Origin of the sequence: Streptomyces sp. NPDC046821 (assembly GCF_040645335.1) — a bacterium.
Classification (GTDB): Bacteria; Actinomycetota; Actinomycetes; order Streptomycetales; family Streptomycetaceae; genus Streptomyces.
Window position 1 is genome coordinate 179,000 of record NZ_JBEYYB010000011.1, and the last position, 23,903, is coordinate 202,902.

Annotated in this window: 16 protein-coding genes; 12 read left to right on the forward strand and 4 right to left on the reverse strand. The window is 69.2% G+C overall.

The window, feature by feature from the left end:
* Nucleotides 1-180 precede the first annotated feature (180 nt).
* From ABZ893_RS23540 to ABZ893_RS23555, 4 genes are all read left to right on the forward strand, one after another.
* The gene (locus tag ABZ893_RS23540) at nucleotides 181-603 is read left to right on the forward strand and encodes a hypothetical protein (RefSeq protein ID WP_361406999.1); all 423 of its coding nucleotides are present in this window, start codon (nucleotides 181-183) and stop codon (nucleotides 601-603) included.
* 104 nt (nucleotides 604-707) lie between these two features.
* Complete coding sequence (locus tag ABZ893_RS23545; protein ID WP_361407001.1) at nucleotides 708-1,838, forward strand: PLP-dependent cysteine synthase family protein; 1,131 nt, start codon at nucleotides 708-710, stop codon at nucleotides 1,836-1,838.
* Nucleotides 1,835-3,073 (forward strand): MFS transporter, encoded by a 1,239-nt coding sequence (locus ABZ893_RS23550; RefSeq protein ID WP_361407003.1) that lies wholly within the window; start codon nucleotides 1,835-1,837, stop codon nucleotides 3,071-3,073. The genes ABZ893_RS23545 and ABZ893_RS23550 overlap by 4 nt, the downstream gene beginning before the upstream one ends.
* 111 nt (nucleotides 3,074-3,184) lie before the next feature.
* A complete protein-coding gene (locus tag ABZ893_RS23555; RefSeq protein WP_361407005.1) occupies nucleotides 3,185-4,807 on the forward strand; it encodes a phosphodiester glycosidase family protein in 1,623 nt (540 codons plus the stop codon).
* A gap of 99 nt (nucleotides 4,808-4,906) precedes the next feature.
* Here the strand turns inward: ABZ893_RS23555 and ABZ893_RS23560 are convergent, their stop codons facing one another.
* Entirely contained in the window at nucleotides 4,907-6,862 is a 1,956-nt protein-coding gene (locus tag ABZ893_RS23560) for an APC family permease (RefSeq protein ID WP_361407007.1), read from the reverse strand.
* A 322-nt stretch (nucleotides 6,863-7,184) separates the two neighbouring features.
* Nucleotides 7,185-8,681, reverse strand: a complete 1,497-nt coding sequence (locus ABZ893_RS23565) for an NCS1 family nucleobase:cation symporter-1 (protein ID WP_361407009.1) — start codon at nucleotides 8,679-8,681, stop codon at nucleotides 7,185-7,187.
* Between the two features lie 455 nt (nucleotides 8,682-9,136).
* Here ABZ893_RS23565 and ABZ893_RS23570 point away from each other — a divergent pair, with 455 nt between their 5' ends.
* The 4 genes from ABZ893_RS23570 (at nucleotide 9,137) to ABZ893_RS23585 (ending at nucleotide 14,221) form a co-directional block, all read left to right on the forward strand.
* Nucleotides 9,137-9,838 carry a GntR family transcriptional regulator gene (locus ABZ893_RS23570; RefSeq protein ID WP_361407011.1) on the forward strand — a complete coding sequence of 234 codons (702 nt, stop codon included), beginning with the start codon at nucleotides 9,137-9,139 and terminating at the stop codon, nucleotides 9,836-9,838.
* A gap of 78 nt (nucleotides 9,839-9,916) precedes the next feature.
* Nucleotides 9,917-10,774, forward strand: coding sequence for an SDR family oxidoreductase (locus ABZ893_RS23575; protein ID WP_361407013.1), 858 nt, complete (start codon nucleotides 9,917-9,919; stop codon nucleotides 10,772-10,774).
* 1 nt (nucleotide 10,775) lies between these two features.
* Complete coding sequence (locus ABZ893_RS23580; protein ID WP_361407015.1) at nucleotides 10,776-11,867, forward strand: winged helix DNA-binding domain-containing protein; 1,092 nt, start codon at nucleotides 10,776-10,778, stop codon at nucleotides 11,865-11,867.
* A 368-nt stretch (nucleotides 11,868-12,235) separates the two neighbouring features.
* The gene (locus tag ABZ893_RS23585) at nucleotides 12,236-14,221 is read left to right on the forward strand and encodes a cellulase family glycosylhydrolase (RefSeq protein ID WP_361407017.1); all 1,986 of its coding nucleotides are present in this window, start codon (nucleotides 12,236-12,238) and stop codon (nucleotides 14,219-14,221) included.
* 69 nt (nucleotides 14,222-14,290) lie between these two features.
* Here the strand turns inward: ABZ893_RS23585 and ABZ893_RS23590 are convergent, their stop codons facing one another.
* Both ABZ893_RS23590 and ABZ893_RS23595 read right to left on the reverse strand, forming a co-directional pair.
* Nucleotides 14,291-15,760, reverse strand: a complete 1,470-nt coding sequence (locus ABZ893_RS23590) for an NCS1 family nucleobase:cation symporter-1 (protein WP_361407271.1) — start codon at nucleotides 15,758-15,760, stop codon at nucleotides 14,291-14,293.
* Between the two features lie 267 nt (nucleotides 15,761-16,027).
* A complete protein-coding gene (locus tag ABZ893_RS23595; RefSeq protein ID WP_361407019.1) occupies nucleotides 16,028-17,689 on the reverse strand; it encodes an amidase in 1,662 nt (553 codons plus the stop codon).
* Between the two features lie 1,140 nt (nucleotides 17,690-18,829).
* Here ABZ893_RS23595 and ABZ893_RS23600 point away from each other — a divergent pair.
* The 4 genes from ABZ893_RS23600 to ABZ893_RS23615 all read left to right on the forward strand — a co-directional run bounded on the left by ABZ893_RS23600 (nucleotide 18,830) and on the right by ABZ893_RS23615 (nucleotide 23,889).
* Nucleotides 18,830-20,242 (forward strand): APC family permease, encoded by a 1,413-nt coding sequence (locus ABZ893_RS23600; protein WP_361407021.1) that lies wholly within the window; start codon nucleotides 18,830-18,832, stop codon nucleotides 20,240-20,242.
* Entirely contained in the window at nucleotides 20,233-21,342 is a 1,110-nt protein-coding gene (locus ABZ893_RS23605) for a sugar phosphate isomerase/epimerase (RefSeq protein ID WP_361407023.1), read from the forward strand. The genes ABZ893_RS23600 and ABZ893_RS23605 overlap by 10 nt, the downstream gene beginning before the upstream one ends.
* On the forward strand, nucleotides 21,339-22,376 hold the full coding sequence (locus ABZ893_RS23610; protein ID WP_361407025.1) for a sugar phosphate isomerase/epimerase family protein: 1,038 nt from the start codon (nucleotides 21,339-21,341) through the stop codon (nucleotides 22,374-22,376). The genes ABZ893_RS23605 and ABZ893_RS23610 overlap by 4 nt, the downstream gene beginning before the upstream one ends.
* Before the next feature lie 82 nt (nucleotides 22,377-22,458).
* Nucleotides 22,459-23,889: an FAD-binding oxidoreductase gene (locus tag ABZ893_RS23615; protein ID WP_361407027.1), complete on the forward strand. Its 1,431-nt coding sequence runs from the start codon at nucleotides 22,459-22,461 to the stop codon at nucleotides 23,887-23,889.
* Nucleotides 23,890-23,903 lie beyond the last annotated feature (14 nt).

Here is a 23,903-nt window from a genome sequence, read left to right on the forward strand (position 1 = left end):
AGCGTCGAATGTACCCCGGGGGACGAACGTCCGAATAGTGCCGGGATGCGGGTGGAAAGGGTGTGACTTGGTAAAACCTGGTTGCCAGGGGCTGCGGTGAGGGCGGCTGGTCAGCCCATCCTGGCGCCGACATATCGCCGCAGGTGTGACACACAGTCATTGATCGCATACGGTGCGCAGGTGATCGGAGTGCGCGAGGTGGCAGCGGGAGGGCAAAGGTGGGGCCGTGCGGCCCTGCTGCTCGGCCTGGTGCTGCTGGTCCTCGGCCATGTCGCGGGCATGGTGCACGCGAGCCCGGGCACCGGAGCCTCGTACTACGAGGTCACCGTCGCGCACTGCGCACACCACGGCCAAGTCGGTCCCCACCAAGTGGGGGAGTCGGCACCGGAGCACGATCACTCCGCCGACGGGCACGTGGACCACACCGTGGACCGACCGCGTGCCTCCACGGCCGACGCCCCGGTTCTGGTGGCGACCCCGGATCCTCTGGCGCCCACCGGCGCGGTGTTGTCCGATCCCGTTCCGGGCGACAGCACATCCGCTGCCGCTGACCCGCCCCTGCACGACTCGCTCCTCGATCTCCACTGCCTTCGACGGCAGTAGCCGCCCCCGCACACCTCTGCCTCAAGTCCGGCCCGTCCGGACGCAGTTGTGTGCCCGCGCGCCACCGAACCGTCGAAACCAGCGCCCTGAGGAGTCGTACCGTCATGCACGTCTTCCTGCCTGATCCGTCCCTCAAGCTCATCGCCCCGGAGGCGGCCCAGCGCCCGCACCGGCTCGTCGGCAACAGCCCGGTGCTGTGGGTCGACGCCCCCTTCGCCCCGCCGGGCCGGGGCTTCCACGCCAAGCTCGAAGGCGCCAACCCCGGAGGCATCAAGGACCGGCCCGGCCTGCACATGGTCCGGGAGGCTCGGAGGCGCGGCGAACTCGCGCCCGGTGCCCCCGTCGTCGAGTCGTCCAGCGGCACCCTCGGTCTCGGCCTCGCCCTCGCCGGACTGACCTACGGCCATCCGGTGACGATCGTGACCGACCCCGGCATGGAGCCGTCGATGATCCGCTTGCTCACCGCGTACGGCGCCCGTGTGGAGCAGGTCCGCACCCCGCACCCCGAAGGCGGCTGGCAGCAGGCGCGGCGCGACAGGGTCGTCGAAATCCTCGCCCGCACCCCCGGCGCCTACTGCCCGGACCAGTACCACAACCCCGACAACGTCGCTGCCTACCGGCCCCTCGCCACCGAGCTCATCGCTCAACTCGGCCATGTGGACGTGCTGGTGGCGGCCGTCGGCACAGGCGGACACTCGGCCGGCACCGCCCGCGTGCTGAGCCAGGCGTTTCCCGCGATGAGCCTCATCGGCGTCGACTCCACCGGATCCGCGATCTTCGGCCAGCCCGTCAGGCCCCGCCTGATGCGCGGCCTGGGCTCCAGCATCCACCCCTCGAACGTCGACTACGCCGCCTTCGACGAGGTCCACTGGGTCGCGCCCGCCGAAGCGGTGTGGGCCTGCCGCCAACTGGCACGACGGCACTACGCGTGCGGCGGCTGGAGCGTCGGGGCCGTCGCGCTCGTCGCTGGCTGGGCCGCCGGCGCCCACCCGGCAGGGACCCGTATCGCCGCGATCTTTCCCGACGGACCCCACCGCTACCTGGAGACCGTCTACAACGACGCCTGGTGCCGCGACCACGACCTCCTGACGAACGAGCCGCCCGGGCAGCCGGACGAGATCGATGAACCCGACAGCCGGGAGGTGGTCGCGTGGACGAGGTGCCGGGCGGTTCGTGATCCGCTCGGCCGCCCCGCACCGCGTGCTGCTGCACACACCGAGGCGGTGAACCGATGAGCGGACTCCGCGCCCAACTCGCCTCGTTCGACCGGCCCGTACGCCTCCTGATGGTCAATCAATTCGCCATCAATCTCGCCTTCTACATGCTGATGCCCTACCTCGCCGACCACCTCGCGCACGGGCTCGGGCTCGCGGCCTGGACGGTCGGCCTGGTCCTCGGCGTACGCAATCTGTCCCAGCAAGGCATGTTCCTCGTCGGCGGAACGCTCGCCGACCGGTACGGCTGCAAGCCCATGATCCTGGCCGGCTGCGCGCTGCGCACCGCCGCGTTCGGGCTGCTCGGCTTCGCCGACACCCTGCCCGCACTGCTGGCCGCGTCCGCCGCGACCGGGCTCGCCGGCGCCCTGTTCAACCCGGCCGTACGCGCCTACCTCGCCCAGGCAGTGGGTGAGGAGCGCCGGGTGGAGGCGTTCGCCACGTTCAACGTCTTCTACCAGGCGGGCATCCTCATCGGCCCGCTCGCCGGACTCGCCCTGCTGGCCTGGGACTTCGGCGCCGTGTGCGCCGTCGCCGCACTCATCTTCGGAGTGCTTGCCGTCCTCCAGGCCCGCGCACTGCCCGACCGGCCTCCCGTCGACCGAGGGGCCGAGCCCGCCTGGCGCGCGGTCGCCACCGACTGGCGGACCGTCGCGGCCAACCGGCCGTTCCTGTTGTTCGCCGCCGCGATGACCGGCTCGTACGTCCTCGCCTTCCAGGTCTACCTCGCGCTGCCGCTCCGCGCCCGCGAACTCTTCGGCGACCGGACCGGGTTGGTGACGGGCGCGGTCTTCGCGGTGTCGGCGCTCGCCGCACTGTCGGGACAGCTGAAGCTGACGGCCTGGGCGAAACGGACGATGACCGGGCCACGCGCCATCGCATGGGGACTCGCGGTGATGGCGGCGGCATTCCTGCCGCTGCTGCCCGGAACCGATGACGCCGTGGCCGGAGCCGGCGCCCTCATGGCCTGCGCCGCGCTCCTGGCCTGGGGAGGCGCACTGCTCTACCCGTTCGAGATGGACACCGTGGTCCGCCTGTCAGGGGACCGGCTCGTCGCCACGTACTACGGCGCCTACAACACGGCCTCCGGCATCGCGATCTCTCTCGGGAACCTGGCCGTGGGAGCGCTCTTCGACACCGGAGTGCGCTGGCTGCCGTGGGTCTCCCTGGCGGCGACCGGACTGGCGTGCGCGGGCATGGTGGCTTGGCTGCACCGGGCCGGGCATCTGGCACTGAGGCCGGTGGCGGTGTCGTAGGGAGCGCGCCACTCGGGTGGCCCCCCAGACGGATGGCGTACGCACGTCTTGACGGGTGGTCTCGACCACAAGCACCGTTACCGGTCAGGCATTTCGTCCTTTGGGGGGCTCGTGAGACGCAGACTTTCCGGTGCCGGCGCGGTGCTGGCCGTTCTTGCCACGGTGGGGGCCACGCCGGCTCCGGCCTCGTCGGCGCCGCGTACGGAACCGGTGGCCGCCGCCTCGTTGCCGCTCGGTCCCGCCGGGCTGGCCGAGACCCGGACCACCCGGCAGCTCCAGCCCGGTGTCACGCTCACGCGGATCGTGCGCGGAGCCGACGCCCCGGCGCTCGGCTGGACGGTCGAGGTCTCCATCCCGTCCGGTGCAACGTCCCCCGATCCCGACGCGCCACCGTCGGCGCTCAACGACAGCGCGAGTGCTGACCAACTCGTCGCCGACCTGCGCGCGGACGGATTCGAGGCCCGGGCCGAAAAGGTCACGACAGCCAGGACGGCCGACTTCGCGGGCGGCACACTCGGCTGGCGCGTAAGGGTCGGCCAGTACGACGCGCAGTCCGCCGCCAATACGGAGCGCACCCGGCTCCGGGCGGCGGGCTACACGGGTGCAGCTGTGTACCGCGGGTGGGACGGGGACGCCACGGACCAGGGCCCGTGGCGGGTCGACGTCCTCACCATCGACCCGGCGCGTTTCAAGGGCGCGCTGAAAGCGTCGTACGGGCCGGACCTGGAGAACCGGGAGAAGACCAGCGAACTCGCCGCCGCGGCCGGGGCGAACGCGGCCGTCAACGCCGGGTTCTTCGTCCTCGACCCGAAGGCCGGGGCGCCTGGCGATCCCGCCGGGGTCGGTGTCTACGACGGCCGGCTGCTGAGCGAACCGGTGAGCGGACGGCCCTCCCTGCTGGTCCGCGACGACGGCACCGGGACCGATATCACCCGGCTCACCTGGCAGGCCACGGTGAGCGGCCGCAACGCGTCGCTGCCGCTGGACGGGATCAATCGCGTCCCTGGTCTGATCAGGAACTGCGGCGGCACCGCCGACGACAAGCCCACCTCACTTCCGCTGCACGATGTGACCTGCACGGACGATGACGAACTCGTCGTCTTCACCCATGAGTTCGGCAAGGAGACGCCCAGCGGCGAGGGGATCGAGGCCGTGCTCGACCGTCGCGGCCGGGTGCTGTCGGTACGGTCACCACGCGGGGGAGCGCTGCCGGCGGGCGCCACTTCCGTACAGGCGACCGGTGACGAAGTCGCCCGGCTGAGCAAGCTGGCGAGCGTGGGCGCGCCACTGCGGATCCGTACCGTGCTGAAGGACGCGAACGGCGAGACGGTCTCTCCGTCGACCCGCACCAGCGTCCTGAACGGCGGTCCCGAACTCGTCCGGAAGGGGGCCGCGCACGTCACCGTGGCCGCCGACGGCATGGTGCAGCCCGGCAACCCGAGCTTCTACTACGGGTGGGTGCACAAACGGAACCCCCGCACACTGGCCGGTACCGACGCGGCCGGCCGCACCGTCCTCGTCACCGCCGACGGCCGCAGCACCGCCGCGCTCGGCCTGAGCATCCCCGAAAGCGCCGCCGTCGCCAGGGCACTCGGTCTGCGTGACGCGATCAACCTCGACGGCGGCGGATCCACGACGATGGTGACCGACGGCCAAGTGATCAACAGCCCCTCGGACGCCGCGGGTGAACGCCCGGTCGGAGACGCCCTGTTGATCCTCCCGACCCGCCCCTGACCCAGCCTGCCCAGAACTGACGTGACATACGAACGCACGCGGTGGTTGCCCGCCGCGTGCGTTCGTATGTCAGGTGCCTTCAGGCGTCTTGGCCTGGCGTCAGCCGGTGTGGACGCGGGGGCGGCGGTCGCGGTCCGGTTCGGCCTCGCGCAGGACCTCTCGGGTGACCGGGGCTACCTCGCCCTGGCCGAAGAGGAAGAAGCGCAGGAAGTTGGTGAAGGGGTTGCCCTCGGTCCACTCGAAGTAGATGTGGGGCGTGCGGTTCGTCATGTCCCGGACGTGCAGGAGGACGGCTGCCAGGGCGTTCGGGATGGACGCGGACTCGACCGTCAGGACCCGGTAGCGGTTGTGCAGCACTTCGCCCCGTACGGTCAGGCCCGCCTCGAAGTCGGAGGGGTCGGTGACCGTGACCTCGATGAAGACGAAATCCTCCAGCTCGGGCATGTCGTTGTCGGCCCGGATCTGCTCGATCTTGTCGCGGTACTCGGCCTTGTCGCGCGCGTCGGGCTCGTTGGCGATGAACCGGATCTTCCGGCTGGCCATGTCACGGATGAAACGTTCCGCCAGCGGATCGAGCGTCATGCTCGTCACGCGCAGCTCGAAGGCGCGGGCCAGTCGGGAGGCCAGCGAGACCAGGATGATGCCGACGATGAAGCAGGCACCGATCTTCACACCGTCCGGGCGCTCGATGACGTTCACGACGGTCGTGTAGAGGAACACGGCGGCGATGACGCCGAACCCGATGGTCCACTTGCGCTGACGGGCCTTGCGCGCGGCGATGGTCACCGCGATCGCGGCGGAGCTGATCAGGACCAGCACACCGGTCGCGTACGCACCGCCCTGCTTGTTCACGTCGGCGTCGAAGATCCAGGTGACGAGGAAGGCGACGAGGGTGAAGACGATGACCATGGGGCGGACGGCCCGGGCCCAGTGCGGGGCCATGCCGTAGCGGGGCAGGTAGCGCGGCATCAGGTTGAGCAGGCCGGCCATGGCGGAGGCGCCCGCGAACCACAGGATGCAGATGGTCGACACGTCGTAGACCGTGCCGAACGTCCCGCCCAGATACTCGTGGGCGAGGTAGGCGAGCGCACGGCCGTTGGCCTGGCCGCCGTTCTGGAACTCCTTGGCCGGGATCAGCACCGTGGTGATGAAGCTGGTGGTGATCAGGAACGCGCTCATGATGATGGCGGCGGTGGTCAGGAGCTTCTTCGCGTCACGGATACGGCCCGTCGGGCGTTCCTCCGTGTCGGTGGCGTCGCCCTGGACGTGGGGCATGACCGCGACGCCGGTCTCGAAGCCGGACAGGCCGAGCGCGAGCTTCGGGAAGACGAGCAGGGACACGCCGATCATGAGGAACACGTTGCCGTGCTGCGCGGTCAGGGCGCTGGTCCAGTCGGTGACCACGTGCCCGGCGGTGGCGACGTGCCACAGACCGACGATCACGACGACCACGTTGAGCGCGAGGTAGACGCCGACGAGGGCGACGGCGACGCCGATGGCCTCCAGGAAGCCCTTCAGGAACACCGCGCCGAGCAGCGCCAGCAGGAACAGCGTGATCACCATCTGGTGACCGTGGAGCGTGCTGTTCAGATGCGGGTTCTCCACGAGGTGGGTGGAGGCGTCGGCGGCGGAGAGCGTCATGGTGACCAGGAAGTCGGTCGCCGCGAAGCCGAGCAGGGTGAGGACGAAGAGCTTGCCCTTCCAGAAGGAGAGGAGCCGCTCCAGCATGGCGATGGAACCCTCGCCGTGCGGACTTTCCTCGGCGACCCGGCGGTAGACCGGCAGGGCGCCGGCCAGGGTGACTATGACGAGCACGATCGTCGCGATCGGCGACAGCAGGCCGGCGGCCAGGGCGGCGATGCCCGGCTGGTAGCCGAGGGTCGAGAAGTAGTCGACACCCGTCAGACACATCACCCGCCACCAGCGCTGACCCTTGTGCACCGGCTCGGGCGGGGCCTGCGCGGGGGTGCGTTCACCCGCCTTGCCCATGTCGGACAGCCCCTCCAGCATCCACGTCCGCAATCGGCTGGGCGGCGGTTGTTCGGTGGTGGCCATGGACGTGCTCTCCTGAGGTGTGGCTCTGCGAGGGGTTTCGGCCATCACACGGACGGCGGAACAGGATATGCAGAGAGTGACACGCCCGCCCATGGCCGACCTCACTCGGAGCGTCAAGACTCCGTTAAGGACTCGCCGTGAACATGGCGCTACACGCGCCGGTCAGTGGGCGCCCAGGTGTGTACGTCAGCGCAAGATCTGCGTGAGCTGGCTCCGGCCGGGGGTGTGCACGAGCCGGCCTCCGCATGGCCCTGCCCGGCCGCACGTCAGGTTCACGTGTGGCCGGGCAGGGCCGGGGGCGTTACGTCAGCGCCGCACGTGGTCAGTCCTCCACGGCCACCTGACCTGCCGCGTCCGTGGCTGCGGGCACTGCCGCCTCCGCCGCGGCCCGCTCCTTGCCGCACAGTCCGGCGTAGAGGACGGCCGCGGCCGCTGTTCCGATGAACCAGGAGTAGGGGGCCACGGGGCTGAAGAACGGGACGAGGGCCAGCATCGCCGCGCAGGCCGCCGTCGGCAGGAACGCCCACAGTGCCTTGGGGTTGACGCCCTTGCGGTAGTAGTACGGCGAGTTGGTGTCCGCGTTGAACAGCTGCGTGACGTCGACCCGGCCCCGCTTGACCCAGTAGTAGTCGACCATGATCACGCCGAACAGCGGGCCGAGGAACGCGCCGAGACCGCCGAGGAAGTAGTTGACGACGGTCGGGTTCGAGTACAGGTTCCACGGAGTGACCAGCAGGGCCGCCACCGTGCTGATCATGCCGCCGACCTTGAAGTTGATCTTCTGCGGCCACACGTTCGCCAGGTCGTACGCGGGCGACACGAAATTGGCGACGATGTTGACGCCCATCGTGGCGATGGCGAACGTGAGCGCGCCCAGGACGAGGACCCACGTGTTGCCGACCTGGGCGACGAGGAGCGCCGGGTCGGTGATGGCCTTGCCGAAGACCTTGATCGATCCGGCCGTCACGATCACCGACACGATGACGAAGGCGGTCGAGTTGATCGGCAGACCCCAGAAGTTGCCGCGCTGCACGGCCCGGTAGTTCGGCGCGAAGCGCGAGAAGTCGCAGAAGTTGAGCATCAGCGTGCCGTATGTGGCCAGGATCAACCCCATCGCGCCGAACCACTGCCGCACCTGCTCACCCGTGGACACCGGGTGCGGGGTCGTCGTGAGCGAGATGCTCCAGCCGGCCTTGGAGAGGATCCAGATGGCCAGGGCGATCATGACGAGCCAGATCGCCGGACCGCAGAAGTCCTGGAACTTACGGACGGACTCCATGCCCTGATTGATGATCAGCGCCTGGACCACCCACAGGGCGAGGAACGAGACCCAGCCCAGCGCGTCGAGCCCCAGGAACCGGTGCTCCGTCCACGACTTGAGCTCGGGTATGGCCGCGAGCAGCATGACGTTCACGGCGACGGAGGCCAGGTAGGTCTGGATTCCGTACCACATGATGGCGATGATCGCCCTGATGAGAGCCGGGATGTTGGCACCCCACACGCCGAAGCTGATGCGGCTCACGACCGGGAACGGGACGCCGTGGCGCTGGCCGATGCGGCCCATCATGTTCATCCCGATGTAGATGATCACGAAGCCGGCGAGCAGCGACGTGAAGATCTGCCAGGCGTTCAGGCCCAGGACGAGCAGACCCGCGGCGAAGGTGTAGTTGCCGAGGTTGTGGACGTCGGACATCCACATCGCGAAGAGGTCGAAGACCTTCCAGTTTCGCTTCTCGGCGGGCGCGAGGTCTTCGTTGATCAGGCGTGGATCAGGGACGAAGCCTGGCGCGAGGCCCTGCGTGGGCTCGGTGACGGACATCTGGACCTCCATGAGCGAGGGGATGGGGCCTGTAGGGGGATAGGGGGATAGGGGTCGGGGTGTGGGTGCGTATTCGGAAACCGATGCGGGTGCCGTGCTGGGACGGATGCGGGTCCGGGTGCGGATGCCGTACTGGTACGGGTGCTGCCGAGCGGGGACGTGCTGTGAGAGCAGAGGTGCGGGCCGTACGGGCGTGCGGTGACCCTGAAGAGCGGGCCTGATCTGGACAAGCCGTCACAAAAGGGCGTCTTTGGTATACCAAAGCGGCGTTATCGTCCCGCTCCGAGCCGCAGGGGCCAATGTCTGTGCAGGTCACAAGTCAGTAAAACGTCGCGGGAGTCGGGGAAGATGGACCCATGACCGCCGCGGAGTCGTCGCCTCAACTGTCGCCCACGTCGCCCCCATTGCTTCCTTCGCCCACTTCTCGGCCATCGCCCTCTTCGCCGTCGGCATCGTTGTCACCCGAGCCCGAGCCCGAGCCTGCGCGCCACCCGGCCGCCCACCCTCCGTCGTCGCTCGGCGCCGTTCGCGAGCGCGTACTCGCCGAGCTGCGGCAGGAGATCATCGACGGGCGCCTGCGCCCCGGTGACCGTCTCGTCGAGCGTGAACTCGCCGACCGTCTGGGCGTGTCCAGGGCGCCGGTCCGCGAGGCGATCAGAGCGCTGCTCACCGAAGGCTTCGTCACCTTCGAGACACCGCGCAGGGCGGTCGTACGCACCCTCACCCCCGCCGATGTCGCCGAACTCTTCGAGCTGCGCGAGGCGTTGGAGGTCTACGCCACCGGCCTCGCGGCCCAGCGCGCCACGAAGCGTGACCTCGCCGAACTGGAGGAACTGCTGGACCGGGCGGCCGTCGCGACCCGCACCGACGACGCGGTCGCGATCACTGAAGCGAACACCCGCATCCACGACCGCATACTCGCCATGGCGGGCAACGGCCTGCTGATGTCCGTGATGAAACCGGTCGACGGACGACTTCGCTGGCTCACCCGGCTCAACTCCGAATGGCGCCAACTGCTCACCGAACACCGTGAGTTGTACGAGGCAATAGCGTCCCGCGACCCGGAGCGGGCCCGCGCGAGCGCACTCAACCACGTCCGCCGGAACCGCGCTTCCACGCAGCGGCATCTGTTCGGAGAAGCGTTTGACGAAGGGTGACTCGGGTGCGGGCCCCGCACGCGCCTGATAAGCATTGACCAGCAGCAGCGCATCGGGACGTGAACAAGGAGAACCGCGATGGCTCCCGCCGAGCACACCTACGCCGTCACCGGCGCCACCGGCCGCCTCGGCGGACGTATCGCGCGCCGCCTGGCAGCCGCCGGCATCCCGCAGACCCTGCTGGCGCGCACCCCGGCCCGCGCCCCGGAACTGCCCGGAGCCACCGCCGCACAGGGCGCCTACGGCGACCACGACGCCCTCGTGCGCGCGCTCCGCCCCACCGACCGCGTCCTGATGGTCTCGGCCTCGGAATCCGCCGACCGCCGCACACAACACCGCGCGTTCGTCGATGCCGCCGCACACGTCGGCGTGGCCCACCTGGTGTACATCTCGTTCTACGGCGCCGCGCCCGACGCCACCTTCACCCTGGCCCGCGACCACTGGGACACTGAGCAGCACATCCGCGACAGCGGCATCCCCTTCACGTTCCTGCGCGACAACCTGTACGCCGACTTCATGCCCGGCCTCGTCGGCGAGGACGGCGTCATCCGGGGCCCCGCCGGCGACGGCCGGGCCGCCGTCGTAGCCCAGGACGACATCGCCGACGCCGCCGTCGCAGTACTGCGCGACCCGGCCCCGCACACCGGCACGGCCTACGAACTGACCGGCCCGGAAGCGCTCACGCTCACCGAGGTGGCGGCCACGATCACCTCCGTCACCGGGCGCCCGGTGACGTACCTGCCGGAGACGATCGACGAGGCGTACGCCTCCCGGGCGGGTTACGGCGCACCCGACTGGGAGCTCGACGCCTGGGTGTCCACGTATACCGCGATCGCCGACGGCTCACTCGCCGCCGCGACCACGGCGATCGAGGATCTGATGGGGCATGGTGCGACTTCGCTGGAAGATGTCCTGCGGACCCAGGTGGGTACCTGAATTGGAACCCCAACTCTCCAACCGCACCCTGAACCGGACACTTCTCCAGCGCCAGTTCCTGGACGTCCGGACGTCCCGCCCGGCGCTCGAAGTCGTCGAGCACCTGGTCGCCCTGCAGGGGCAGGAGCCCAACTGGCCCTACCTGGGCCTGTGGACGCGGCTTGCCGACTTCAAGCACAACGAACTGACGGCACTGCTCGACGACCGGCGGGTGGTGCGCTCGGCGGTGCTGCGCAGCACGCAGCATCTGACGAGCGGCGACGACTACCGCTGGCTGAGGCCGGTCCTCCAGCCCGTCCTGGACCGCACCTCGCGGGCGCGGTACTTCACCGAACAGACCGCGGGCCTGGACCTCGACGAACTCGTCACCGCTGGGCGGGAACTGATGGCTGGTCAGACCGTGCCACGGCGCGAGCTCGCCTCGTCGCTCGCCGAACGCTTCCCCGGCCGCGACGGCCGCGTGCTCGCGGGGGCGTTCGAGCTACGGGTGCCCATGGTGCACGCCCCCGCGACCGGCGCATGGGGAGGGTGGGGGACTCGCAACGGAATCTCCGTGACGGCCGCGGAGCAGTGGATCGGCCGGCCGATGGAAGCGCCGCAGGCCGAGCGACTGGTCCGCCGCTACCTGGCCGCGTTCGGCCCGGCCGGCGTGAAGGACATCCAGGCCTGGTCAGGACTGACCCGTATGCGCGCGCTGCTCGACGAACTGCGACCGCAGCTACGCGCTTTCCGTGACGAGCAGGGCACGGAGCTGTTTGACCTCCCCGACATGCCTCTCGCCGACCCGGACGGCCCTCTACCGGTACGCTTTCTTCCCGCCTTCGACAACCTCCTTCTCGGCCACGCGGACCGCACCCGAGTCATCAGCGAGGAGGGGCGCAAGCAGGTGATGCCGGGCCAGGCGATGGTCCGGCCCACCTTCCTCGTGGACGGATTCGTCCACGGCACATGGTCGTTGAAGGGGTCTACGCTGCTCATCACTCCGTTCCGACCGCTGTCGAAGGGGGACAGTTCGGCGGTGCTGGAGGAGGCCGAGCCGCTTCTAGCCTTCGCCGCACCGGAGGCCACCGACCGGAGCATCGTTTTCGGCTGAGAACGACGGGGTCCTTCGCGCCGATCAGTGGCATCCAGGGGGAAGTCATGCACGTGTACCGTTCCGTCGCCGCCGTCGCGGCGGCCGTCGCGCTCACTGTCACCCTCACCGCGTGCGGTGGTCCGGGCGGGGGAGGGGCCGATGCCGGGTCCGCCAAGAACACCGGTTGCCAGGGTCATCGACTCGGCAGGGCATGTGAAAGCTGGGTTAGGGGTTGCCCGTAGGTCGGGGTGGCTGAGCCGAGAGGTGACGCCAAGTCACCGTATATCCGGGTCGGTTGGGGGCTGATCGGCTCTGGCGAAGGTTGTTAACCTCCGGTAACTTACCGCCGTGTTCCCCATCACGCGTGGCCCCCGGAGGGTAGCCGTATGAGATCCGCCAGTCCCGCCAGACGGCCCAAGCGCAGCATCCCCACGCTGCTCACCGCCGTCGCCCTGCTGGCCGTAGCCGTCCCCGGAGCCGTCGCCTCCCCGGACATCGCCCACGCCAAAGCATTGGCCTCCGCCACAGCTCCGCTCACCGCCACAGCCCCCACCCCGCTCACCGCCGCCCAACTAGCCGACTCATGGACCGCCCCCCTCAGCACACGCGGCCGGTACATCGTCGACGCCGACGGCAACCGCTTCAAGCTCAAGTCGAGCAACTGGGCGGGCGCCCAAGGGACTTACGTAGGAAGCGGCGACGCCAACGACGTGGCGAACCACCAGGCGCGCCAGAAGTCGAACAACATACCCCTCGGCCTGGACCGCACCCCGATCAGCCGGATCATGGCCGACTTCCACAGCCTCGGCATCAACAGCATCCGGCTGCCGTTCGCCAACGCACTCGTGCACGACAAGACCGTCGTGCCGGACAGTGCGGTCGCGGCCAACCCGCAGCTCAAGGGCAAGACACCCCTTGAGGTGTTCGACGCCGTCATTGCCGCGCTGACCGCCGACGGCTTCGCCGTGATCCTCAACAACCACACCACCACCTACCGCTTCTGCTGCGGCCTCGACGGCAACGAGCGCTGGAACAGCGGACAGTCGACCCAACAATGGATCGACGACTGGGTGTTCATGGCCAAGCGCTACCAGAACAACAAGCGCGTCGTCGGCGCCGACCTGCGCAACGAGGTCCGCCGCGACACCTGGGACGACGCCAACTGGGGCTGGGGCGACGCGCACGACGAGTACACCGCCTTCGAACAGGCCGGGAACAAGATCCTCCAGGCCGACCCCGACCTGCTGATCATCATGGAGGGCATCAACTGGCAGGGCATCCCCGCCGACGGCCTGCCCCACCAGCGCCCCGACCTCAAGCCGGTCCGCACCCTCTCCCACACCCTGATCGACTCGAACAAGCTCGTCTACGCGGTGCACTTCTACGCCTACACGGGCCCGGCCAACACCGGCGCGGGCAGCGGCCCCGGATCGACCAGCGACCCGCGTTACGAGGACTTCACCCCCGACCAGCTCGCCCAGGTCGTGAACAACGAGGGCCTGTTCGTCACCGAGGAGGGCAAGCACTTCACGGCCCCGGTGTGGGTCAGCGAGTTCGGTGCTGCTGGGCGTGGCTCCACCGACACCAAGGAGAAGGCCTGGTTCAAGAACTTCACCGACATCCTGGTGAAGAACGACACCGACTTCGCCCAGTGGCCGCTCGTGGGCTGGAGCGACGACAAGGGCACACCGAACGACAGCTGGGCACTGATCTCGTACGACGCCTCCGGCAAGAAGACCGGCGTCGAGGACGACGGTGACTGGCGGGCCACCGACTGGAACAAGCTGGTCGACGCCCCGGCCAAGAGCGGTCACATCGCCCCGGTCAACCACTGGAACATCGTCGACATCGACCACGGCGACTGGAACCTCTCCCGCACCATGCTCGCCAAGGCGGACTGGAGCCCGGGCAACTCCAAGGGCAACTGCCCCGACTCCGAGCGTCTGATCGGGCTCAGCCGCAGCTACGGCCGCGGGCTGTGCACCGACGTCGCCGAGCCGCGCAAGGCGGCGGGCGCGTGGGAGATGGTCAACGACGAGCGTTACGTCAAGCAGGGCGACTGGGCCGTCGGCTACAACAAGATCCAGTGCCCGGTGAACAGCTTCGCCGTCGGCTACAGCATGAACGGCCCCGCCATGGTCTCCCTGCTCTGCGCACCCTCCGCCACCCCGCTGCCCACCAACGGCCGCAACGTGTGGTTCGACCGGGGCGACAACCGCCCGGCCACTGGCGGTGCCAAGGGCAGTGACTGGGCCGAGAGCGACTACAAGGGCCAGTGCGCCGACAACGAGTACGTCGCCGGCGTCGCCATGACCTGGAAGTCGGCCCAGCAGGGCCGCCCCGACGCCCTGCTGTGCCGTCCCCTCGGCTGATCCGGGCAGCCGACACGGTCGAGCCCTGCGTCCCCCGGTACATCTGGGAGACGCAGGGCTCGCTCCTTGCTATGCGGTCTCGCGCTCTGCGGCACTCAGGTCCGAGGGCCGGTGCCCGCGCATCACTTGCGCGTAGGCCACAGCCGAGAGGATGACTCCGATCGGCCAGGAGAACGCCGCCACCGACGAGAACGCGGGGACGAGCGCGACCACGGCGGAGACGAGTGCGGTCGGGATGAACACCGCCAGGGCCCGCCGGTTGACGCCGTTGGTGTAGTGGTACTCCGCCGCGGCGTCCGCGCGGTAGAGGTGTTCCACCCGCACCTGCTGGCGCTTCACCACGTGCCAGTCGACCATCATGATGCCGAACAGCGGGCCGAGCAGCGCGCCGAGTCCGCCGAGGAAGTAGTTGACGACGACCGGGTTGTCGTACAGCTTCCACGGCAGCACCACCAGGGCGAGCACCGCGCTGATCAGGCCGCCGCGCTTGAAGGTGATGTGCTTCGGCCACACGTTGGCCAGGTCGTACGCGGGGGACACGAAGTTCAGTACGACGTTCACGCCGACCGTCGCGATGATGAACATGATCGCGCCGACGATCAGGACGAACGTGTTCGGGACCTTGGCGATGATCAGGGCCGGGTCGGTGATCGCCTTGCCGAAGACGGTGAGGGAGCCGACCGTGACGCAGATCGAGACAAGCGCGAACAGGATGAAGTTGACGGGGATGCCCCAGAAGTTGCCGCGCACGACGGTGCGCTGGTCACGGGCGAAGCGCGAGAAGTCCGTGTAGTTGAGCAGCATCGTGGCGTACGTCGCCACCAGCAGGAACGCTCCGGAGAGGATCAGCCGGGTGGCGTGGCCGCCGGAGAGCGGGTGGATCGACAGGTTCATGTCGATGTGGCCGTGAGCCTGGATGAACAGCCACAGGGCCATGCCGAGCATGACGACCCAGATGGCCGGGCCCGCCCAGTCCTGGAACTTGCGGACGGCCTCCATGCCCCGGGTGATCACGGTGAGCTGCAGCACCCACAGCAGCAGGAAGCAGGCCCAGCCCAGCAGCGACAGGCCGAGGAACGACTGGCGCTGCCAGTGCTCGAGGCCGGGGTCGAGGCGCAGCAGGAGCACCACGACGGCCAGCGACGCGAGGTACGTCTGGATGCCGTACCAGGCGATCGCGATGACCGCGCGGATCAGGGCGGGGAGGTTCGCGCCCCACACACCGAAGCTCATCCGGGCCACGACGGGGAACGGGACGCCGGTGCGCACACCTATCTGCCCGGCGAGGTTCATGCCGGTGAACAGGACGACGATTCCGATCAGCAGCGAGATCAGCACCTGCCAGCCGGTCAGGCCGAGGACGAACAGGCCCGCCACGAAGGTGTACGTGCCGATGTTGTGGATGGCGGACATCCAGATCGCGAAGAAGTTGTAGCTCCGCCAGCTCTGGTGCTTCGCCGGTGCGAGGTCCTCGTTGTAAAGACGGCCGCTGGGGTCCAGGTCCTCCAGTGTCCGCTGATCCTGATGGTCGGAGACGATGTCGCTCACAGCGCACCTCCGTGGACGTGGGGATCGCGTCCGGATGCGGAGAGCGGTGGCCCGGGGCGAACCGCGGGACGCCGTCTCGGAGCCGCACCTTCAGCCACCCGATTACGGTATACCAAACACTTGGGGGTGAGTGTGCGGTGCGTCACGGCCAGCCGTCAATACCTACTCGGATCGGCATCTACCGGAAAGGCGCCCCCCGGCGCCCTTCCGTGGTGCGGCTCCCTTCAGCGGGTACGGGTCACTCGGGCGAGGCGCGGATTACTTCAGCAGGGACGGGGTGACCTTGCTGGTCCACCGCGTGGCCTGCTCGTACGCGTGGGCCAGCTGCAGGACCGCGAGGTCGGCGTTGTCCTTGCCGATCAGCTGGACGCCCGTGGGCAGCCCGCGCCGGTCGAACCCGACCGGCATTCCGGCGGTCGGCAGATTGGTGAGCGACCAGGGCGCCACCGTTTCCATCCAGCGGTGGTACGTGTCCATCGGCCGGCCGTCGATCTCGTGCGGCCAGTGCGTCTCCTTGTCGAACGGGAAGACCTGCGCGGAGGGCGCGAGGATGTAGTCGTAGGTCTCGAACATCTTCATCACGGCCGCGTACCAGAGGTCGCGGGCCGTGGACGCGGCCGTGATGTCCAGGGCGCTCAGCGGGATGCCGTGCTCGACCTCCCAGACGGCCTCCGGCTTCAGCAGCTTGCGCATGGCAGGGTCCTTGTAGAAGTCGTACAGGTTGAGGTTCGACCACCAGCGCCAGGTAAGGAAGCTCGACCAGATCTTCTCCGGGGCGAAGTCCGGGAGCTTCTCCTCGACGGTGCAGCCGATCGACTCGAAGGCCGCGAAGGAGCCGCGGCACAGGTCGAGCACCTCGGGTTCGGTGGCCAGGTAGCCGTTCCAGTCACCGATCCACGCGATACGTGTGCCGCGGAAGTCGCGGTCGAGGCTCTGGCGGAACACCGCCGGGTCCTCGTCGATGCCGAGCGCCGCGCTCGGGTCCGGTCCGGCCATCACGGACAGCAGGGCGGCGGTGTCGGCGGCGGTGCGCGCCATCGGACCGGTCACGACCGGCTGCGCGATGAATCCGGGGAAGGGTACGCGGCCCCAACTCGGCCGGAATCCCAGCACGTTGTTGAACGCGGCGGGGTTGCGCAGCGAGCCCATGTAGTCGCTGCCGTCCGCGACCGGCAGCATCCGCAGGGCCAGCGCGCTGGCGGCACCGCCGCTGCTGCCACCGGCCGTGCGCGTGGGGTCGTACGCATTGCCGGTGGTGCCCCACACGGGGTTGTAGGTCTGTGAACCCAGGCCCCATTCAGGGGTGTTGGTCTTGCCGATGACGACGGCACCCGCGGACTTGATGCGCTGGACGAACAGTGCGTCGTCGGTCGCGACCCGGTCCTTGAAGATGGGGGACCCCATGGTGAACGGCAGGCCCTTGGAGGCCGCGAGGTCCTTCACAGCGTGAGGGAAACCGTGCATCCACCCCAGGTACTCGCCCCGCTTCAACTGACCGTCCCGCTCGCGTGCCTGGGCCAGCGAGAGCTCCGGGTCCTGCATTCCGACGATGGCGTTGACATGCGGATTTACCTCGTGGATGTGGTCGAGGTAGGCCTGCATGACCTCGGTGCAGGACACCTGACGGTGTTTGATCGCCCGCGACAGGTCCAGTGCGTCCAGGTGCACTATGTCCGACGACTTGACCGGTGAGGTGAGGGGCCGCGTGGCCGGCTCCCCGCCCGGCGCGGTGGGTGCGCCTGAGGTGTTCGCGGGGGTGGCGGCGCCGGCCGGTGTGGCGCTGACTGGGGTGGCGCCGGCCAGACCGCCGAGGGCCAGCCCCGCTCCCAGGGCGCCCGACGCGCCGAGGAAGTGCCGCCGGCCGAGCGTGCCGGGTGCCTGGTCGGTGGTGTGCGGGTGTGAAGCAGAACGGTCGGGCATACGTGGAACCCCTTCGGGGAGGCGCGGTTGAGGTCTGCTGCCGTTGTGCGAGTGGGCATGTGCGACCGGCCCACGTCGGCCCTGGACCGGGCGCGCCGGCGGTCGATGAGCACGTCTGTCGACGCGTGAAGCCGCTGAACGTGGGGGAGGGGACCCGGGGTTGCCGCAGGGTGGCTCAAATGCGTCGCGTTTCCGGGTGACGCAGAATGTATGGGCCCAAACGATTACCGTCAAGGGTGTGTGCGTAACCGTTGGTGTCCACGTCAGGCCGGTTCGGAGATGTCACGCCAGGCTCTTGCGGGCCCAAACGAAGTCGGGGTATACCACTACTGCATCGGCCGGAAGATGCGGATGGCGTCCCGGAATCCACCATGGATCGAGGTTGAGCGTGATGGCACTTTCCTCGCATCACGCCGCCGTCCCCGACGCCCGCTCTCCCCGGCTTCCCGCCCGCCGTCCCGCCGCTCGAAGTGAGGCACTTTCATGCTGAACGTGGGCCGTGTTTCGGGCATCCTGCTGAGCCGCTTGCCGGTACGGGCGTCCGTCCCGCCGAAGCACACACACCGCGCCGGCTGGCCGCGCCTTTAGGTGACACCTCTGCGTCATGCCGGCCGGCGATGACCCGTCGATAGTGCACTTGTCGGCGCTTCGGTAGCGCCGCGGACGACCTGCGTCGTCGGTGTCCGGCGGTCACAAGGTGTGAGCGTGCGCCACAGGTGTCGCCCGCCGTCATAGGGCGTGTCCTGTACGCCTCGGGCAACCTGCCCGCCCGCGCATCGTCGGCCGTGCTCATTCACCGGGACAGGTATTCGGGCGCCCCAACCTGGGGCTCCCCAACCCAGGGCTCCCCGCATTGGGCTCCCCGCATTGGGCCCCCATATGGGGCTCTCCCAATCGGGCTCCCCGTATGGGCTCGCCACCTACCTCGTACCTGCCCCACGTATTCACGCCCCTTCCTTCGCGCCAGAAGGAAGCCGTCTCGGCCGCCGTACCGCCCTGGCCTGCCCTGCGCCGGGCCGGTGCGCGCCGACTCCATCCCTTATCGCCCTCTTCGGGCTGTACCGGCGCGGGAGCGTCCTTCCGCCAGCGAACTGGAGTTACGACATGGAAATTGGTCAGCGGGAAGCCATACCAGGACAGATGTCCCCCGAAGCGGACCCGGCCGGGGGACTGGTGCGCCGCCAAGCGAGCGCGCTGGAGATCTTCTCCCAGGCACTCGCCGCGACCGGCCCCAGTGTCGGGGCGGCCGGAGTGCCCGCCGCCGTCTTCCTCGTGGCCGGCACCGGCACACTCTGGGCCATCCTCATCGCCATGGTGGTCGTGCTCCTCGTGGCCGTGTGCGTCAGTATGCACACGCGGCGGTCGGCCACCGCCGGGTCCCTGTCCACCTTCACACGGCCCGGTCTCGGCCCAGGAGGTGCCTTCGCCTCCGGCTGGGCGCTGCTGATCGGCTACACGATGTTCGCCGCAGCCAGCATCGTCCTGGCCAACCTCTACCTGACCGGCCTGCTCAAGGAGTTGCACGTAGACGGCGCGGGAATCCGCATCGTTCAGGCCCTCATGATCGTCGCCATCTCGATCCCCACGGTCTGGGCACCGCTGCGCGGCCTCAGCATCTCCATGCGGTTCGCCCTCGTCCTCGAACTGGTGTCACTCGCGGTCGTCCTCGTCATCTTCGTCCTCACCCTGATACGCCACGGCGCGCACGTCGACACCTCGCTGCTCACCGCCAAGGGGGCATCGTGGTCCCACATCCTGCTGGGTGTCGTCGTCGGCGTCGGAGCGTTCACGGGCTTCGAGAGCGCCGCGTCCCTGGGCGTCGAGGCACGCGACCCGTACCGCAGCATCCCGCGCGCCATCCTCGGGGTCTCGCTCGGCGTCGGTGTGCTGTTCCTCGTCGCCGCCTACACCGAAATCGTGGGATTCGACGGCAAGTTCAGCGCGAGCTCGGCACCCCTGAACGACCTGGCCGTCAGAACCGGACTCTCCGGCGTCTCACCCATCATCGACATAGCCCTGACCATCGCCATGCTCGGCTGCGCGGCCGCCGTACTGAACGCCGGCGCCCGCTCCCTGTACACCCTCGCGAAGGAACAGGTCATCCCGCCGGTCTTCGGCCGCACCCGCAAGACCGTGCGCACCCCACATGTCGCGGTCCTCACCCTCGCGCCGCTCGCGGTCGTCCCCGCCGTCGTCCTGAGCCTGACGGGCACCCCCGCCATCACGGCCTCCGTCTTCTTCGGAGTGATCGGCGCCTTCGGCTTCATGACCTCCTACTTCCTGGTCTCCGTCGCCACGGTCGTCCAACTGGTGAAGAAGCGCAGCTCGCCGCTGGTCGCCATCGCCGGCACGGTGGCCGCGCTCTCCATCGCATACGTGGCCTTCCGCAACGTGGTACCCGCACCGCCCATGCCGTTCGCGGCCCTGCCCTACGTGTACGCCGGACTGCTGGCCCTCGGACTGATCTGGTTCGGCTACCTGTGGATCACGAGGCCCGAACGTGCCCGCAACGCCGGAAGCCTCGAGGAGACGGAGGACATGCCGTGCGCGTAGGCACCGACACCAGCAAGCTGCCCGGGTCCCAGGCCAACGGAGCGATCTGGACACTGGAACACATTGCCCAACTCGGCCTGGACGGCGCGTTCTTCCGCTCCCCGTTCGAGCTGAGCGCCACGCTCGACCCGGCGGAACTCGCCGACGTCGCAGCAGCTGCACAGTCGCTGGGGTTGTACCTGGAAGTGGGTGTAGCCAAGGTCAACCCCTTCGCCACCCCGGAGACACCTGCCGTGCGGGCGCTCGGCGACGGCGACTTCATGCTCGGCCTGGAGCGCATGATCCGCGCGGTCACCGCGATCGGCATCACCGAGCTGTGGACCGCCACCGCCTCCTACCAGTTCCACCTTCAGGGGCTGCGCGCCTGCGACCGGTTCCGTACGGACGTGGACTGGCCGGCCCAGCTCCGGGCCACCACCAAGGTCCTGCGGCGGATCGCCCCCGTACTCCGCGACACCGGAGCCCACCTCAACGTCGAGACGCACGAGGAGATCACCTCCTTCGAGGCGGTACGACTCGTCGAGGACGCCGGTGGCACGGACTGCTTCGGCATCACCTTCGACATCGCCAACGTCGTCGTACGGGGCGAGGACCCCGTCGCCGCCGCCCGCCGCGTCGCCCCTTACACACGCATGACCCACCTGCGCGACGTGGCCCTGGCGACGACGGAGGAAGGCATCGGACGGTTCATCGTGCCGGTCGGACGCGGAGTCGTGGACTGGCAGCCGGTCATACGGGAACTGCTCACCCACGCGCCCCAGGCCAACCTCTCCGTCGAAGGTGTCGTCGAGGACGCCGCCGAGATGCCGCTCTACGTGGACAACCCGGAGTGGCGCGCCTCGCACACCGACCTCACCGACGCCGAACTGGACGAGGTCCGCCGCCTCACCCGCGCCTACGAAGAGCGCGCCGAGGCGCCGGGACCGGCCGCCCTGCGAGCCCCCGTCGACGAGGAAGGCGGCCTGGCCTTCATCGTCGAGAGCGCCGCCGCCCTCCGCGCCCACCTCGCCGAAGCCCGTACCGCGCTCGCCGCCGAACTCCTGACCCGCAGTCGCACGCCCGAGTACGCGCACGCGCACACCTTCGGGGGGACCCGATGAACCAGATCGGCACCGACCTCAAGTTCGAGACCGGCCGGTCAGCCTGGGGCGACATCGGCCGGACCCTCACCCACGTCGCCGCCCAAGGCCTGGACGGCGTAGCGATCCGCACCCTCGACGAACTCTCGCCCACCCTCGACACCGCCTTCCTGCGCGACGTCGCCCAGACCGCCGACGACCTGGGCCTGTACGTCGAGATGGGTGTGGGCAAGGTCAATCCGTACATGACCGCCGAACTGCCCCGGGTCCGCGCGCTCGGTGACGGAAGCTATGTGCGGGGCATGGAGCGGATGATCGAGGTGTGCGCCGAGTTCGGCTGGACCGAACTGTGGACCGCCACCGGGGGGTTCAAGCTCTACCCCGGTATCCACTTCACCGACCGGTTCCGCACCGACGCCGACTGGGCCGACCAGCTCGCCGCGACCCAGGTACTGCTCAAGCGGCTCGCACCCGTCCTGCGCGCCACCGGGTGTCACCTCAACCTGGAGACCCACGAGGAGATCACCACCTTCGAACTCGTCCGCCTTGTCGAGGCCGTCGGCGACGACGTCCTGGGCATCTGCCTGGACCCCGGCAACGTGGTCGTCCGCGGCGAGCTGCCGTACGACGCCGTCGAGCGCGTCGCCCCCTACGTCCGCTCGACCCAGCTGCGCGACGCCACCCTGTGGGCCACCGAAACGGGCCTGTCCCGGCTACTCGCACCCTGCGGCGAAGGCGTCGTCGACTGGCACCACCTCCTCAAAACGGTCCTGGCCGCCAACCCCGCCCTGCGCCTGACCATCGAAGGCATCGGCGAGGAACGGGCCGAGATGCCACTGCACCTGACCGACCCGGCCTGGCGTGCGGGCCACCCCGACCTCACCGACGAAGACGTGGCCACGTTGCGCCGACTCGCCACGGAGTGCGCACAACGGGCCGCCCGGGGCGAGACCGACACCCTCGAAGACCTGCGCCGCCTCCGCGACGACGTCCCCGCACACGACGAGTTCGTGTCCCGCAGCGCCACCTACCTGCGCGCATTGCTCACTCCTTGACCAGCACCTCCTACCTGCGCGCTCAGCTCACTCCCTGACCCATGCCCACCAGCACCACCCGACACCACCGAACAGGAAGTCCATGACCACGCACCTTGACACCCGGCCGCTGTCCGCACTGCTCGACGCGGTGGAATGCGACGTCCTCCTCCCCGGGGACTCCGGCTACGACCAGGCCCGCCGGGTGTGGAACGCCGACATCGACCGCAGGCCCGCCGCGATCGTCCGCTGCCGCGACGCCGAGGACGCCGCCACCGCGCTGACCTGGTGCATCTCCAACAACATGCCGCTCACCGTGTGCAGCGGCGGTCACAACCTCGCCGGCACCTCCGTCGCCGACGGCGCCGTGATGATCTCCCTGGCTCTCCTCGACTCGGTCGAGTTCGACACCGACGCCGGCACCGTCACCGTGGGCGCCGGCTGCCGCTGGGGCGACGTGGACCGCCCCGCGTCCGAACTCGACGTGGCGGTCCCGGCCGGCGTCGTCTCCCACACCGGCGTAGCGGGCCTCACCCTCGGAGGCGGCTTCGGCTACCTCTCGCGAATGTACGGCGCGACCATCGATCACCTGGTCGAGGCCGAAGTCGTCGTCGCCGACGGACGCATCCTCACCGTCAACACCGATCAACACCCCGATCTTTTCTGGGCGTTGAAGGGAGCCGGCCACAACTACGGCATCGTCACCAAGTTCGTCTTCCGCTACGTGCCCCTGCCCGGCCTCGCCACCGTCCGCCAGGCCCTGTACGCGGCCGACGACCGCAAGAACATCCTGCGGTTCTTCAGGGAGTGGAGCCTGGACGCCCCCGCGAACGTCACCACCTACATCCGGCTCTTCCGCTGCCCGCCCTACTGGTCACAGGTCCCCGCCGCCCACCGCGGGAAGCCCGTCATTTCCGTGGCCACGGTCTTCTACGGCGACGCGGCCACCGAGCCCGAGGTCACCGCCCCGATGTTCGCGCAGGCCGAGCCCGTCTACGAGAGCCTGCGCAGCATCCCGCACGTCACCCTCCAACACTCCACCGACGACGAGTTCCGCTACGGCCTCTCCCACTACTGGAAGCACCAGTACCTGCCCGAACTCCCGGACGAGGTCCTCGACATCGCCCTCGACCGGGCCGACCGCTACCCCGGCCGCCCCCTCAACGCCAGCGCCTCCATCGCCCACCAGGTGATGTGCCCGTTCGAGTTCATCGCCGGCACCCGCGAGCCCCGCGACTCCTCGAACGACGCGCTCGGCGAGGCCGACACCCCCTTCAGCGCCAACATCGGCGCCGACTGGGAGTTCGCCGAGGAGAAGGACGAACTCGTCCGCTGGGCCCGCGACTTCAACGCCGCCCTCGAGCCCTACCAGCAGGGCACCTACATCAACTTCACGTCGGTCCAGGGCGACGAGGAACTTGCACGCGCGGTCTACGGCGACAAGTACGACCGGCTCGTCGCCGTGAAGCGCGCCTACGACCCCGGCAACGCCTTCAAGCGCGGCCTGGTCGACCTCACCGAGCACACTCCCTGACCCCGTCCACGTAC